This window comes from Actinoplanes sp. DH11 (genome assembly GCF_020873875.1).
Taxonomy (GTDB): Bacteria; Actinomycetota; Actinomycetes; order Mycobacteriales; family Micromonosporaceae; genus Actinoplanes.
In genome coordinates this window covers 75,500-90,466 of the sequence record NZ_JAHWGU010000024.1, presented here as the reverse complement: position 1 = coordinate 90,466, position 14,967 = coordinate 75,500, and the positions used below count along the sequence as shown (strand labels likewise).

Below are 14,967 nucleotides of genomic sequence, written 5' to 3'. Positions count from 1 at the left end.
GGGTGGGCTGACAAGCTGGGGGCATGACGATGCGGTTCGCGGAACTGGCCTGGCACGAGACCCCGATGGGCGAGCTCAGCCTGCGCCGCCGGCTTGATCCGGCGCTCGGCACCGAGGTGTACGAGGTGAAACTCGGCGACGAGTACCTGATGTCCAGTCTGTTCCCGGTCGCCGAGATCGCGCTCGCCGACCTCGGGCTGGCCGAGCTGGCCGGCGAGGACCTGGACGTGATCGTCGGCGGGCTCGGGCTCGGTTACACCGCGCGTACCGTGCTGGCGGATCCGCGGGTCCGTTCGCTCGTGGTGGTGGACGCTCTCGGTGAGGTCATCGACTGGCACCGGCAGGGCCTGCTGCCGTTCGCCGGTGCGGTCGCGACCGATCCGCGGAGCAGGCTCGTGCGCGGCGACTTCTTCGCGCTGACGGCGGAGGCCGGCGGGTACGACCAGGAGCACCCGGGCCGGCCGGTGCACGCGATCCTCGTCGACATCGATCACAGTCCCCGCCATCTGCTGCATCCGCGGCACGCGGCGTTCTACACCGCCGAGGGCCTGCGTGACCTCGCCCGGCACCTGCACCCGGGCGGCGTCTTCGGGCTCTGGTCGAACGACCCGCCGGAGGACGAGTTCACCGCGCTGCTGGGCGAGGTGTTCGCTACCGCGCGCGCCGAGGTCGTACCCTTCGACAACCCGCTGCAACGACGCACCTCGACCAACACCGTGTACGTGGCCCGCACGGCACCCGCCTGAGCTGTCACTCGCAGCCGACGCCGTCGCCGTCCCGGTCCAGGTGCCGGCCGTAGCCGGGGTCGCCGGCGTAGATCGGGTCCGCGCCGGCCGCCCGGACGGCCGTGCAGTTCTTGTAGTACACCGAGCTGGGCGCCTTCGTCGTCGGCCTGGGCTTCGGCTTCTTCGTGGTCGGTTTCGGCGTGGGCTTCTTCGTCGCCGGCTTCTTGGTGGTCGGTTTCGGCTTCGGTGTGGCCGGCTTCGTCGTCGTCCTCGTCGCAGCGGGCCGCGACGTAGCCGGGCGCGTACTCGGCGACCGGGAACTGGCCGGGCGCGAACTCGGCTGGGAACTCGGCGCGGACCGCGCCGTCTGCGCCGGGCTCGGCGACGATGCGGCGGCGGCCGGCTCGGCAACCGGCTCGCTCGTGACCGACGTGGTGGCGACCGCACCGGCCGCCTTCTTCGGCTGCGTACCGTCGTCGGTGAACGCGCCGACGACGCCGACCCCGCCGCAGCAGAGGACGAGGACGCCACCGGTGATCGCGCCGATCAGCTTCCAGGAGGCACGCCTCCGGGGCGGAGGCGGCGGGACGGGCGGCTGTTGCCAGCCGGGAGGCTGTTGCCAGCCGGGCTGCTGGGGCGGGACGGGCGGCTGGTACGGCGGCTGATAGCTCACCTGATCACCCTGCCGCCGTTGTTGATCGCCGTCGATTCCACGTTCGGGTGCCGCGGCCGCGATGTTCAGGCAGGTCGCGCTGGATGAACGGCCCGGCAATCTTCCGCGACTCGGCCACACGGCCACGCCCGCCCCAGGAGAATCCCCGGTGTGACGGTGCAACGAGCCGCCGGCAGGGGCACAGCGTGGTGGCTGGGGTTCCTGGCGTTCATCGGCGCCGGGTGCCTCGGTGTCGGCGCCTGGCGGGTGTACTTCGACCTCACCCGGCCGCCGGCGTCCCCCGTACTCATCGTCGTGGGCGCCTTTCTGCTGCTCAGCCCGGTCCTCATCCACCGGCTCGGCACCGCGCCGGCCGGGCCGGCCCGCTACGGGCTGCGGCTGGTGCAGCAGATCGCCGACCAGGGCGCCCCGAAGACGGCCGCGCTGCTGGACGGTACGGAGCTGGCGCGGCTGGTGGACTCGTACACCGTGATCCGTGAGGAACTGGACGGCGACGACTGCTGGACCGCACGGGTCAAGGTGCAGGACTCCCTGGTCCGGCAGGCCGCCGGGTTCGCCTGCCGGCACGAGTTCGACCCCGCCGAGGTGAAGCTGCTGTTCCCGAAGGCCGCCCCGGTGGTGCGGGTGCTGCTCGTAGCGCTGATGCGCGGCGACCCGCGCCTGCTCGACGCCGGTGTGCTGGCCGCCGCCATCGCGAAAGCGGCGTCCCGCAACGAGCGCTTCCACGCCCTGAAGGTGGTCCAATGGCATTGGCCCCGGCTCAAGCGGTACGAACGGGTGCAGATCCAGGACAGCATCGAAGCGGCCCGGGCGGTGATCGACGGCGACCCCGACGTCTACCTGGAGGCGGAGAAGATCTGCGCCTTGCAGATGCGCGCCCGCCCGGCCCGCCTGATGGAACCCGAGCCGAAAAGTTGAGGCGCGCGGGTCCGGCGGGCCTTCGGCGTATGGCGCGTCCACATTCCGCACGCGTGGCCGGACTCTGCGGGGTTCGGAGGAGCACCCGGCGAGCAGGGCGGTAGCGTGGCGGCGGAAGGCGGTGGCGGTGCGCGAGCGAACCCGGGTGCCGGCGGCTGACGCCCCGGCCGGACCGGCTCGGATCCGGTTCGGCGTCCTCGGGCCGGTGATCGCCGAGGACGGTGTGTCCCGTCCGGTCGCGCTCAAGGGCCCGATGCACCGCGCGGTCCTGGCCCGGCTGATCGTGGCGCGCCGCCGGGTGGTGCCGGTCCGGGATCTGATCGACGACCTCTGGGTGGCGCCGCCGGACGGTGCGGTCGCGGCCGTGCGCACCTTCGTGGCCGCGCTGCGGCGGGCCGTGGAACCGGGCCGGGCGCCCCGGACGCCGCCCGCGCTGCTGGTCACCCGCGGCGCCGGGTACGCCCTGCTGGCCGAGCCCGGTGACGTCGACGCCTGGCGGTTCGAGGACGCCGTGGCGGTGGCCGGTGCGGCGGCGCCGGCCGAGGCGCTGACGGTGCTCGACGAGGCGCTGTCGTGGTGGCGCGGGCCCGCGTACGCCGACTTCCCGGACGCCGTGTGGCCGCGGCCCGACCGTTCCCGGTTGACCGAGTTGCGCCTGCAGGCCGTCGAACGGCGGGCCGGGGCCCGCCTCGACCTGGGCCGCCCGGCCGAGGCCGTCCCGGACCTGGACGAACACGTCACCGCGCACCCGTGGCGCGAACCGGGCTGGCGGCTGCTGGCGCTGGCGCTGTACCGCTCGGGCCGGCAGGGCGATGCCCTGGCCGTGCTGCGCCGCGCCCGCGACCTGCTGGACCGCCAGCTGGGCATCGCACCGGGCGCCGAGCTGCGCATCCTCGAGACCGACATCCTCCGGCAGGCACCGCACCTGGACGGCCCGGCCGCGCCTTCGCCACTCCACCCGGCCGACCCGCCGCACCCGGCCGACCCGCCGCACCCGGCCGACCTGGTGTGGACGACGGCCGCCTCCGCCTACGACCGGGTTCGTGCGGGCGGGTCCCGGGCCCGGCTGGAGTCGGCGGTCGGGCTGCTGCGCAACCTCGCGGTGACCGGCCCCGACGGCCTCCAGGTGGCCCGCGAGCAGCGGGCGGCGGCGGTCGCCGCCGCCGAGCAGCTCGGCGACCCGGAGCTGACCGCGCGCGTGATCGGCGCCTACGACGTGCCGGCCGTCTGGACCCGCGCCGACGACCCGGCGCAGGCGGCGGCCGTCGTCGCGGCCGCGGAACGGGCGCTGGCCGTGCTCCCGCCCCCGGCGTCGTCCCCGGACGGGCACGAACCGGCCCGGGCCCGGCTGCTCGCCACGATCGCCGTGGAGTCCCGGGGCACGCACGACCCCCGGCCGCCGGCCTGTGCCCGCCGGGCCGAGGCGATCGCCCGCGACCTCGACGACCCGGCGCTGCTGGCGTTCGCCCTGAACGGCGTCTTCATGCAGAGCTGCCGGGTGACCGGCGGATCGGCGCGCCGGGACGCCACGGGCGCCGAACTGGTCACCCTGTCGCACCGGCACGGCCTGGTCACGTCCGAGGTCCTGGGGCACCTGATCCGGCTCCAGGCGAGTTGCGCGGTGGCCGCCTTCGACGACGCCGACCGGCACGCGGCCGCGGTGGACGGCCTGGCCCGCCGGCATGAGCTGCCACTCGCCGGTGTCTTCACGCAGTGGTACGGCGCCCTGCGTGCCGACGTGGCCGAAGGGGTGCCGGCGCCGGAGGCGGAACGACGGTACCGCGCCGCGGCGGCCCGGTCGGCCGGTGCCGGGATGCCGGGCTTCCACATCGGCCTGCTCCCGCTCGCCCTGCTCGGCCTGCGCCTGCGCCGGAACCACCCGCTGCCCGCCGCGGGCCTGGACCGCTGCACCTGGCGCGACGACGCGCCGGGCGACTGGGGACCCTACGAGCCGTGGGTGCGGCCGCTGCGCGAACCGGGCGTGATCCCGCTCGCCGAGGTCCCCGACCCACCGGCCGACCTGCTCGCGGAGGCGATGTGGTGCCTGTTCGCGAGGGCGGCGGTCGCCGCCGGTGACGTGCCGGCCATGCGCCGCGCCCGGAGCGCCCTCGCCCCGGCGGCGGCGGAACTGGCCGGTGCGGCAAGCGGACTGCTCACCGTCGGCCCCGTCGCCGGCCACCTGGCCGTGCTCGACGACGCCCTCGGCGGGCAGGCGGCCGGGGCCGGGCAGGCGGAAGCCGGAGCGGGGGATCCGCTCCGGCTTCCGGGAAGAGCCGACGACTACAGGGTCACGGCCCGGCCGCCGAGGGTCACCGCCAGCCGGCCGTCGGAGGCGAACGACCAGCCCAGCGCCCCGGTGTAGGACGCGCACCGGGAACCGTTGGAACCGGACCAGAACTGGTTCGTGCTGTCCGAGTTGCCGATGATCCGGTCGTTCGTCCCGCTGCCGCTGCGGCAGGACGTGTTGCTGCGGAAGACCGAGCTGCCCGCGTCGAAGTTGAAGTTGCGCTCGGCGTTGTCGATGCTCAGGTTGTTCGAGATCGTCATGCTGCCCGGGTTGCTGTTGTACGTGAACCCGTGCTTGCCGTTCTTGAACGCGATGCTCCGCCGCACCACGTGGTTGACCCCGATGTCCTCGCCGCCGAGCTTGTACCCGTTGCGGTCGCCGTTGCCGGCCTGCGAGCCGTCGGTCAGGGTGCCGTTGTTGTAGGCGAGCGAGTCCTCGATCGTCACCACGCCGATCGGCCCGGTGTCGGTCTTGGTGTAGAGGTCCCAGCCGTCGTCGATGTTGTTGTGCGCCACCGCGTACCGGAAGACGTTGCCGGATCCGACCGTCAGCTTCGCGGCGAAACCGTCCGCGTCCTCGCCGTCGGAGTCGGCGTTGTCGTGCGACTCGGCGCTGAGGATCAGGTTGTTCGCCGGCCACTGGTTGTTCGGGGTGGTGGAGACGATCCGGGACAGCTGGAGGCCGGTGTCCCGGTTGAACCGGGTGATGGTGCGTTCCAGGACGTTGTTGCTGCCACCGACGAAGATGCCGTTGTCGCCGGCCCGTTCGACGACGAGGCCGTACACCCGCCAGTAGTTGCCGTTGACCGCCAGCCCGCGGTTCGCCGGGTCCTCGGCCTGCGCCGAGAAGTTGAGGACCGGCGTCTCACCGGGGTAGGCGGAGATCGTCTTGAGCGCGCCGGCGGAACCGTTGTTGCCCGGCTGGATGGTGACGGTGGTGGCGTGCGCGTAGGTGCCGCCGCGCAGATAGATCGTGCCGCCCGCGGCGATCCGGGTGATCGCCGAGACCAGTGTGGTGGGGTTCGCGGCGGTGCCGGCAGCGTCCGCCGTCCCGTTCGGAGCGACGTAGAGGGCGGCGGACGACGACGGCGGCGGTGAGGACGGCGGCGGGGACGAGGGCGGCGGTGAGGACGGCGGGGTGGACGGCGACGGGCTGGTGGACGGTGACGACGTCGGTGACGAGCTGGGCGGGGTGACCGCCGCGTCGTCCACCACGATGTCGTCGAACCGGCCGGCCGCGCGCTCGGTGAGCAGGCCGATCCGCCCGGCCGCGATGGTGCTGTCGGACGCCGAGCCCACGGCGGTCCCGTTCACCGAGCCGCTGACCGTGCTGCCGCTCACCGTCAGCCGCAGCGTGTAGAACGTGGACGCCGAAACGGTCTGCGACAGCGACCCGAGCACGGTCACCGCACTGCCGTTCATCGTCTCCAGCCGCACCTGGCCGGCGCCGGTCAGTCCGAGACGGTACATCTTCGTCGACCCGGCGGCCCGCGCGGTGAGCGCCACGATCCCGGCGCTCGACGCGAACGAGGTCGCCTTGACCCGGGCCTGCACCGAATAGTTCGTCCAGGCGGTCGAACCGGCGAACTGCCGGGCCCGTTCGCTTCCGGTGTCGCTCTGCTGGAGGACCTGCGAGCCGTCGCTGACGACCGACCAGGTCCCGCCCGATTTCGACCATCCGGAGGTGCTGCCCGACTCGAAGTCGGCGCTGAACACGGTCGCCGCCTCGGCGGTGCCGACCACGGCGATCATGCCGGCTGTCACCGAAATGATCAGCCCGCCGATTCCGGCCAGACGTCGGGCGCGAGAAGTTGGCGCCATCATTTCTCCTACCTGAGGGAATGGGCACCGCACACTGAGCCTGGCGATAAAAACGCAGGTGGGGATGGCTCCGGCGGTGCTTGAGGTACGACAGAAATGTCCCACCGCCGAGATAAGGCAGTCAATGAATTCGATTTGCAGGTTTGTTGCAGAAATGCTCGCCGCGGTCGAAAATCGGTCAGGGCTGCTTACCGACCACCCACATGCTGAAGAACTGGGACCCACCGCCGTACGCGTGACCCAGCGCCGTGCCGGCTCCGGCCACCTGGTGCGCTCCGGCCCGGCCCATCACCTGCATCGCGGCCTCGGCGAAGCGCAGCAGCCCGGAGGCGCCGATCGGGTTGGAGCACAGCACCCCGCCGGACGGGTTGACGGGCAACCGGCCGCCGATCCCGGTCTCGCCGGCCTCGGTGAGCTTCCAGCCCTGCCCCGGCCCGGTGAAGCCCAGGTTCTCCAGCCACATCGGCTCGAACCAGGAGAACGGCACGTAGATCTCGGCGACGTCGACCTCGTCGAGCGGGTCGCTGATCCCGGCCGCCGCCCACAGCGCCCGGGCCGCGAGCGCGCCGGCGCGCGGGTTCACATGGTCCTTGCCGGAGTAGGACGTCGGCTCGGTCCGCATGGCCGTGGCCCGGATCCAGGCAACCTGATCAGAACTGGACTCGGCCGCGGCCTGGTCCCCGATCACCACGGCACAGGCGCCGTCCGACGACGGGCACGTCTCGTCGTAGCGGATCGGGTCCCACAGCATCGGCGACGACCGGACCGATTCCGGGGTGATGTCCGGCTGGCGCAGGTGGGCGTACGGGTTCAGCGCGCCGTTGCGCCGGTCCTTCACCGCGACGAGCGCGCCGACGTGCTCGGGAACCCCGAACCGGCGGATGTAGGAGCGGATGTGCGGCGCGAAGTACCCGCCGGCCCCGGCCCCGATCGGCGCGCTGAACGGCGGCTGGATGGAGAGCGCCCACATGGCGTTCGACTCGGACTGCTTCTCGAACGCCACCGCCAGCACCCGCCGGTGCACCCCGGCCCGGATCAGGCTCGTCGCGACGAGCGCGGTGGCACCGCCCACCGAGCCGGCGGTGTGCACCCGGAGCAACGGTTTCCCGGCTGCGCCGATCGCGTCGGCGAGGAACAGTTCGGGCATCATCACGCCCTCGAACAGGTCGGGTGCCTTGCCCAGCACCACCGCGTCGATCTGGGACCAGTCGGTGTCGGAATCGGTCAGCGCGCGGTCGATCGCCTCCCGGCACAGCCCGGCCATGGAGACGTCGGTACGCCGGGAGCGGTGCTGCGTCTGCCCGGTGCCGAGCACTGCCGCCCGTCTCATCACACCGTCTCCGATCCGGTCAGCACGCAGACCAGGTTCTGCTGCAGGGCGGGCCCGCCGGTGGCATGCGCGACGGCGGTCCGCGCCCGGCCGGACATGACCTCGGTGGCCGCCGCGCCGATCCGGGACAGCCCGGCCGAGAACATGGCGTTACCCTCCGGTGCGACCGAGCGGGTGCTGTCCGGCAGGCCGAGAGCGGCACGTAACAGCAGCTCCTGGTGGGTGAACGGGGCGTGCAGCGCGACCACCTCCACGTCGGCGCCGAGACCGGCGTCCGCGGCCGCGGCGGTGGCCGAGGGCACCGCCGTCAGGTCCCGCTCGCCGAGACCCGGCGGGTCCACCCGATGGGCGATGCCGGTGATCCACGCGGGACGATCGCCGGCGGAAGGCCGGTGGCGGGCCCGGTCACCGGCGGCCAGCACCACGGCCGCGGCGCCGTCCGCCAGCCGCGCGACGTCGTGGGCGCGCAGCGGGGCGGCGACGTACGGCCGGGTCAGCAACTCCTCGGCCGTCTCCGCCCGGTCGCGCGCGGCCACCACGGCCATGTCCCGTTCGGTGAACAGCCCGGCCTCCAGCGCGAGCCGTGCCTGAAGTGCCGCCACGCTCGTCGCGTCCGGCCAGAGCGGCGCCACCGTGTACGGGTCGAGCTGCAACGCGAGCACCCGGTTCAGGTCACCGGCGCCGGCCTTGCCGAACCCGTACACCAGCGCGGTCTCGGCCTCCCCGCTCACGATTTTGAGGTAGGCCTCGTAGAAGGCCCACGCCGCGTCCATCTCCACGTGCGACTCGGTGATCGGTGGCACGGCGCCGATCGCGTCCACCGCGCTGACGAACGAGAACGCCCGGCCGGCCAGGTAGTCCGACGACCCGGAGCACCAGAAGTCCACCTCGCGGCGGCTCAGCCCGGCCCGGCCGAGAGCCCGCTCGAAGACCGGGACCAGGGTCTCCACGCCGCTGGTGGTGACCGAGGTGTCCGCGGCGGCGAACCCGATGACCGCGACGTCGCTCATAGATGCTCCGCATACGACTCGTAGCCGGCGTCCGGTTCGCCGGTGGGCTCGAAGTGCGCGATGTTCTCCGGGGTGGCCGACCACTGTGCCCGGTCCCGCCAGACCGCGGCGACCCGCATCCCCATCCGCACCTGGGCCGCGTCGAGCCCGAGGATCAGGTGCGGCACCGGGATGTCGGCGCCGTCCAGCAGGACCTGGGCCACCACGTATGGCGGGTCCAGACGCTGGCCGGCGAACGGGACGTTCACCACGCAGAACGTCGTGACCGTGCCCCGGTCGCTCACCGCGACGACCTCGCCGGGTGCCACCCCGTCGGCCGGGCAGACCCGGGGCGGGACGTAGACCTTGCGGCACGCCGGGCAGCGCTGCCCGATCAGCCGGCCGTCGGCGAGCGCACGCAGGTAGTGGTCCTCCTCGTCGGAGGTGGTGTGCCGGTAGTGCAGCCGGATCGGGGTGACCATGATCCGCACGGGCTCGCCGGCCGCCTCGCCGGCTGACGAACCGACCGCCGAACCGGCTGACGAACCCGCTGACGAACCGACCGATGAACCGGCCGGTTCGAAGCACGCCAGGTCGCGGATGTGGCCGGTGCGGTCGGCCGCCCACCGGGCCCGCACCCGCATCCCGGTGCGCATCCGCGTCTCGGCCCCGGCGTCCACCGCGTGGATCATGGTGGTGTCCGCGCCGTCCAGCCGGATCAGCGCCCACCCGAACGGCCGGTCCAGCGGCTGGCCCTCGAGCGGGTGCGGCGACCAGGTCCAGCTGACCACCGTGCCCGCGCCCGACACCTCGACCAGGTCGGTGACCGGCTTGTGGGTGACCGGGTCGAACTCCAGCGGCGGCACGTGCACCCGGCCGTCCGAGGTCCGTGCGCCGAGCACCCGGCGATCACGCAGCCCCGCCATGAACCGGCCCAGCACCGGCCCGAGCGAGCGCGTGTAATCGAAGGCGATGGTCATCGGCGCTTCCACGCCGTCGAGTGAAACACGTTCCAACTTTGCGCCGCAATGGCTGCGCTGGACGGCTTTCCTGCGGATGGAACGAGTTATAGGGTCGCGGCATGACGGAAGTCGGGATGTGGACCGTCGCGAGCCGGTCACCGCAGCGCGTGGCGATCGTGGAGCCGGGCGGCCGGACACTCACCTACGCGGAACTGGCCGCCGAGGCGAACCGGATCGGCCGGGGGCTGCGGGACGCCGGGTTGCGCGCCGGGGACACCGTCGCCCTGCTGCTGCCGAACGGCGCCGACATCCTCGTGGCCTACTACGCCGCGGTGCAGATCGGGCTGCACGTCGTGCCCCTGAACTGGCATCTCACCGCGCCCGAACTCGGCTACATCCTGCGGGACAGCGGGGCGCGGGCCTTCGTCGCGAGCGAGCGCTTCGCGGACACCGCGGTCACCGCGGCGGACCTGGCCGGCCTTACGGCGCAGGACCGCTACGCGGTGGGGGACATCCCGGGCTTCCGGTCCGCGGGCGAGCTCGGCGGGGGCGGATCAGGCAGACCCGGCGGGCGTACGCTCGGCGCGCTCATGGTCTACACGTCCGGCACGTCGGGGCGGCCCAAGGGCGTACGGCGCCCGCTGCTCGGCCTCGACCCGGACGACGTACCGCCCGTGTCGCTCTGGTTCTTCGGGCTGTTCGGCCTGCGGCCCTTCGATGATCACGTGCATCTGTGCTGCTCCCCGCTCTACCACACGGCGGTGATGAACTTCGCCGTCATCTCGATCCAGATGGGCCACCCGGTCGTGGTGATGGACCACTGGGACGCCGCGTCGTTCCTGCGCCTCGTCGGGGAGCACCGGGTGACGCACAGCCACATGGTGCCGACCCAGTTCCGCCGCCTGCTCGCCCTGCCCGCCGCGGTGCGCGAGCGCGCCGAGACCTCCTCGATGCGCGCGATGATCCACGGCGCCGCGCCCTGTCCACAACCGGTCAAGCAGGCGATGCTCGACTGGTGGGGGCCGGTCGTGATCGAGTATTACGCGGCCTCCGAGGGCGGCGGCACCCTGATCACCGCGCCGGAGTGGTCGGCGCGGCCCGGCTCGGTCGGCAGGGCCTGGCCCGGCTCCCGGGTGCGGGTCCTCGACGACGACGGCAAGGACGCGCCCGCCGGCACCCCCGGGACGGTGTACCTGCAGATGGGCGACGCGACGTTCGAGTACCACGGTGACGCCGCGAAGACCCGGGCCTCCTGGCGGGACCGGATGTTCACGGTCGGCGACATCGGCTACCTGGACGACGACGGCTACCTGTTCCTCTGCGACCGGGCCAGCGACGTGATCATCACGGGCGGCGTGAACGTCTACCCCGCGGAGATCGAGAACGAGCTGGCCGTGCACCCGGCCGTGGCCGACGTGGCGGTCTTCGGCATCCCGCACGACGAATGGGGCGAGGAGATCAAGGCGGTCGTGCAGCCGGCCCCCGGCGCCGCACCGGGCCCGGCGCTGACGGCGGCGCTGCTGGCGTACCTCGGCGAGCGGATGGCCAAGTTCAAGCTGCCGCGCACCGTCGACTACGTGGCCGAGCTGCCCCGGGACCCGAACGGCAAGCTCTACAAGCGACTGCTCCGCGACCCGTACTGGGCCGGCCGTTCCCGCGCCATCTGACGCCTGCCGCGCAGTCTGACGCCTGCCGCACCGCCTGACACCTCGCGCGGCGTCGTTTTACCGCGCCGCGGCTCACCGGTCGCGGAAGTGCGGTTTGCGTTTCTCGATGAACGCGCGAGGCCCCTCCTTCGCGTCGTCGCTGGCGAAGACCTCCATCCCGATCTTCGACTCGATGGCGAACGCCTCGTTCTCCGGCAGCCCCTCGGTCTCCCGGATGGTCCGCAGGATGGCCCGCACGGCGACCGGTCCGTTGGCCGCGACCGCCGCGGCGATCTCCAGCGCCCTGTCCAGCGCCGCACCGTCCGGCACGACGTGCCCGATCAGCCCGGCGTCGCGCGCCTCGGCCGCGGTCAGGTGCCGGCCGGTGAGCAGCAGGTCGGCGGCGACCGTGTACGGCAACTGCCGCGGCAGCCGCACCGCCGAGCCACCGAGCGGGAACAGCCCCCACCGCGCCTCCGAGACGCCGAACCGGGCGCTCTCGCCGGCCACCCGGATGTCGGTGGCCTGCAGGATCTCGGTGCCACCGGCGACGGCGGGCCCCTCCACGGCGGCGATCAGCGGTTTCGTGAGGCGGCGGCCCTTGAGCAGGGCGTCGATGCGCGACAGGTCACCGGTGCGCAGGTCGGGCGGCGCCGCGGTCATGGCCCGCAGGTCGGCGCCGGCGCAGAACGCCCCACCGGCCCCGGTCAGGATCGCCACCCGGATCTCCGGGTCGGCGTCCACCCGGTCCCAGGCGTCGCGCATCACGGCCATCATCTCGGCGGAGAGGGCGTTGCGCACCTGTGGCCGGTTCATCGTGACGATCAGGATCGGTCCGCGCTGCTCGACGATCGCGTCCACTCCGGTCTTCCTCCCGCGCCAGTGGGGAAATCGGAACCTTGCCGGAAACAATAACAGGTTCTACTTTCTGGGAATGGCGGCCAACATAGCGGACCTGTTCGAGCACGCGGTCGATGCTTTCCCCGACCGCGTGGCGGTGGCCTGCGGCACGCGCGAGACGACGTACGCCGAGCTGGAGGAAACCGCCAACCGTCTCGCCCATTTCCTGCGGGATCAAGGAGTGGGCAAGGGCGCCCACGTCGGGTTGTACGCCGGTAACTCGATCGAGGCCGTCGAGGCCATGATCGCCGTGTACAAGCTGCGCGCCGTGGTCGTCAACGTCAACTACCGGTATGTCGAGAACGAGTTGCAGTATCTCTTCGCGGACGCGGAACTGACCGCGCTGCTGCACGACCCCGAGTTCACCGAACGCGTCGCGCGGGTGGCGGCGCCCGGCCTGCGGACCACGCTGACCCTGGGCACCCCGGAGTACCGGGCGGCCCTGGCGGCCGGTGACCCCGGCCGCGACTTCGGCGAACGGTCCGGCGACGACACGTACCTGCTCTACACGGGCGGAACCACCGGATATCCGAAAGGTGTCATCTGGCGCCACGAGGATGTCTGGCGCACCCTCGGCGGCGGCATCGACTTCCTGTCCGGCATCCCCCTCGAGGACGAATGGGCCCAGACCAAACGGGGCCGGGAAATGCCACCGATGACCCGGTTCTGCCTGGCACCGCTGATCCACGGCAACGCGCAGTGGGCCGCGCTCGCCGCGCTCTTCTCCGGCGACACGGTGGTGGTGCTGCCGCACTTCGACCCCGAGGAGGTGTGGCGGACCATCGCGGAACGGCACGTCAACGTGGTGGTGCTGATCGGCGACGCGATGGCCCGGCCCCTCATCGAGACGTACCTGGCCGGCAACCACGACGGCTCCTCGCTCGTGTCGGTCTCCTCCAGTGCGGCGCTCTTCTCGCCGTCGGTGAAACGGCAGTACCTGGACACCTTCCCGAACGTCATGGTCACCGACGCGATCGGCTCCTCGGAGACCGGCTTCGCGGGCCTCGGCATCGTCGCCGACGTCGACGGCGGCGCGGTCGACGGGCCACGGGTGATGCCCGGGCCGGACACGATCGTCATCGACGAGTACGGACACAAGGCGCCGCCGGGCGTGATCGGCCGGCTCGCGCGCGGCGGGCACGTGCCGCTCGGCTACTACAAGGACCCGGACAAGACGAAATCGCTGATCACCGAGGTCGACGGGGTGCGGTACGCGATTCCCGGCGACTTCGCGCGGACCGAGGAGGACGGCACCGTGACCCTGCTCGGCCGGGGCAACACGTGCGTCAACACCGGCGGGGAGAAGGTCTTCCCGGAGGAGGTGGAGGGCGCGCTCAAGGCGCACCCGGGCATCTTCGACGCCCTCGTCATCGGCGCCCCCGACGAGCTGCTGGGGCAGCGGGTGGTCGCTCTGGTGCAGACCCGCCCGGGTGTACGGGTGGACCTGGACGAACTCGACAGTCATGTCCGGCGGCGGATCGCGGGCTACAAGGTGCCCCGCGACGTGTGGCCGGTCGACCGGATCCACCGCACGATCAGCGGCAAGGCCGACTACCGGTGGGCCCACGAATACGCGCGCACCCACCCGGCCGGGGGGTCACGCCGTGCGGACTGAGCTGTGCGAGATGTTCGGCATCGACGTGCCGGTCGTCGGGTTCAGCCCGTCCGAGCACGTCGTCGCGGCCATCAGCCGGGCCGGTGGCCTCGGCGTGCTGGGCTGCGTCCGGTTCAACGACGGCGACGAACTGGACCGGGTCCTGACGTGGCTGGAGACCGAACTGGACGGCCGTCCCTACGGTGTCGACGTCGTGATGCCCGGCCGCGTACCCACCGAAGGAACCCAGGTCGACCTGGGCAAACTCATCCCCGACGGGCACCGGGACTTCGTCGAGCGGACCCTGCTGCGCCTCGGTGTGCCACCGCTCGGCGTCGACGAGTCACAGCGCGCGGGAGTTCTGGGGTGGCTGCACTCGGTGGCCCGTACCCATGTCGACGTGGCCCTGACCCACCAGCCCCGCCTGATCGCGAACGCGCTCGGGCCACCGCCCCCCGACGTGATCGACAGCGCGCACCGGCACGGCCTGGCGGTGGCCGCGCTCGCCGGTCGCGCCGATCACGCCCGCAGCCACCTCGCCGGCGGCGTGGACATCGTGGTGGCGCAGGGGTACGAAGCAGGCGGTCACACCGGCGAGATCGGCAGCATGGTGCTGATCCCGGAGGTCGTCGACGCGGTCGGCCCGGACGTGCCGGTGCTGGCCGCCGGCGGGATCGGCAGCGGCCGGCAGATCGCCGCCGCCCTGGCCCTCGGCGCGCGCGGCGTGTGGATGGGGTCGGTGTGGCTGGGCACGGCGGAGTACGAGACGTCGGCCGCGCTGCGCGACGCCCTGCTCCAGGCCCGGTCCACCGACACCGTCCGCACCCGCATCTACACGGGAAAACCGGCCCGGCTGCTGCGCAACCGCTGGACCGCGGCGTGGGAGTCGGACGACGCGCCGTCCCCGCTGCCGATGCCGCTGCAGAACCTGCTTGTCGCACCCGCCCACGACCGCCTGATGGACTCCGGCGACCCCACCGTCGTCCCGATGCCGGTCGGCCAGATCGTCGGCCGGATGAACCAGGTCCGCCCGGTCGCCGACGTCCTGGCCGACCTGATCACCGAGGCCGACGAAACCCTCACCCACCTCGCCACGCTCCGCTGACCATCCGCCCGGCCGCGC

General features: G+C 72.7%; 13 protein-coding genes. 7 read left to right on the top strand and 6 right to left on the bottom strand.

The genetic code is table 11. From position 1 onward, the window contains the following. Positions 1-23: 23 nt before the first annotated feature. A complete protein-coding gene (locus LPA41_RS29720) occupies positions 24-746 on the top strand; it encodes a spermidine synthase (protein ID WP_229074243.1) in 723 nt (240 codons plus the stop codon). A 4-nt stretch (positions 747-750) separates the two neighbouring features. Here the strand turns inward: LPA41_RS29720 and LPA41_RS43095 are convergent, their stop codons facing one another. Continuing rightward, the gene (locus tag LPA41_RS43095; RefSeq protein WP_229074242.1) at positions 751-867 is read right to left on the bottom strand and encodes an excalibur calcium-binding domain-containing protein; all 117 of its coding nucleotides are present in this window, start codon (positions 865-867) and stop codon (positions 751-753) included. Positions 868-925: 58 nt separating this feature from the next. Between LPA41_RS43095 and LPA41_RS43090 the strand changes: the two genes are divergently transcribed. From LPA41_RS43090 to LPA41_RS29700, 3 genes are all read left to right on the top strand, one after another. Next, positions 926-1,390, top strand: coding sequence for a hypothetical protein (locus tag LPA41_RS43090; RefSeq protein ID WP_229074241.1), 465 nt, complete (start codon positions 926-928; stop codon positions 1,388-1,390). A gap of 158 nt (positions 1,391-1,548) precedes the next feature. Continuing rightward, positions 1,549-2,316, top strand: a complete 768-nt coding sequence (locus LPA41_RS43085; protein WP_229074240.1) for a hypothetical protein — start codon at positions 1,549-1,551, stop codon at positions 2,314-2,316. Between the two features lie 127 nt (positions 2,317-2,443). Next, positions 2,444-4,678 carry a BTAD domain-containing putative transcriptional regulator gene (locus LPA41_RS29700; RefSeq protein ID WP_229074239.1) on the top strand — a complete coding sequence of 745 codons (2,235 nt, stop codon included), beginning with the start codon at positions 2,444-2,446 and terminating at the stop codon, positions 4,676-4,678. On the opposite strand, the gene LPA41_RS29695 is transcribed toward LPA41_RS29700, so the two are convergent. From LPA41_RS29695 to LPA41_RS29680, 4 genes are all read right to left on the bottom strand, one after another. After that, the gene (locus LPA41_RS29695) at positions 4,597-6,423 is read right to left on the bottom strand and encodes a cellulose-binding protein (protein ID WP_229074238.1); all 1,827 of its coding nucleotides are present in this window, start codon (positions 6,421-6,423) and stop codon (positions 4,597-4,599) included. The genes LPA41_RS29700 and LPA41_RS29695 overlap by 82 nt on opposite strands. Positions 6,424-6,601: 178 nt before the next feature. Further along, on the bottom strand, positions 6,602-7,753 hold the full coding sequence (locus tag LPA41_RS29690) for a thiolase domain-containing protein (protein WP_229074236.1): 1,152 nt from the start codon (positions 7,751-7,753) through the stop codon (positions 6,602-6,604). After that, entirely contained in the window at positions 7,753-8,763 is a 1,011-nt protein-coding gene (locus LPA41_RS29685) for a lipid-transfer protein (protein ID WP_229074234.1), read from the bottom strand. The genes LPA41_RS29690 and LPA41_RS29685 overlap by 1 nt, the downstream gene beginning before the upstream one ends. Then, a complete protein-coding gene (locus tag LPA41_RS29680) occupies positions 8,760-9,722 on the bottom strand; it encodes a Zn-ribbon domain-containing OB-fold protein (protein ID WP_229074233.1) in 963 nt (320 codons plus the stop codon). Before LPA41_RS29680 ends, LPA41_RS29685 begins: the two co-directional genes overlap by 4 nt. A 101-nt stretch (positions 9,723-9,823) precedes the next feature. On the opposite strand from LPA41_RS29680, the gene LPA41_RS29675 reads away from it, so the two are divergent. Further along, entirely contained in the window at positions 9,824-11,371 is a 1,548-nt protein-coding gene (locus LPA41_RS29675) for an acyl-CoA synthetase (protein WP_229074231.1), read from the top strand. Positions 11,372-11,443: 72 nt separating this feature from the next. Here the strand turns inward: LPA41_RS29675 and LPA41_RS29670 are convergent, their stop codons facing one another. Next, positions 11,444-12,211, bottom strand: coding sequence for a crotonase/enoyl-CoA hydratase family protein (locus LPA41_RS29670; RefSeq protein ID WP_308036633.1), 768 nt, complete (start codon positions 12,209-12,211; stop codon positions 11,444-11,446). A 73-nt stretch (positions 12,212-12,284) separates the two neighbouring features. On the opposite strand from LPA41_RS29670, the gene LPA41_RS29665 reads away from it, so the two are divergent. Beyond that, the gene (locus LPA41_RS29665; RefSeq protein ID WP_229074229.1) at positions 12,285-13,865 is read left to right on the top strand and encodes an acyl-CoA synthetase; all 1,581 of its coding nucleotides are present in this window, start codon (positions 12,285-12,287) and stop codon (positions 13,863-13,865) included. Then, positions 13,855-14,949, top strand: coding sequence for a nitronate monooxygenase family protein (locus LPA41_RS29660; protein ID WP_229074227.1), 1,095 nt, complete (start codon positions 13,855-13,857; stop codon positions 14,947-14,949). The genes LPA41_RS29665 and LPA41_RS29660 overlap by 11 nt, the downstream gene beginning before the upstream one ends. Positions 14,950-14,967: the final 18 nt, after the last annotated feature.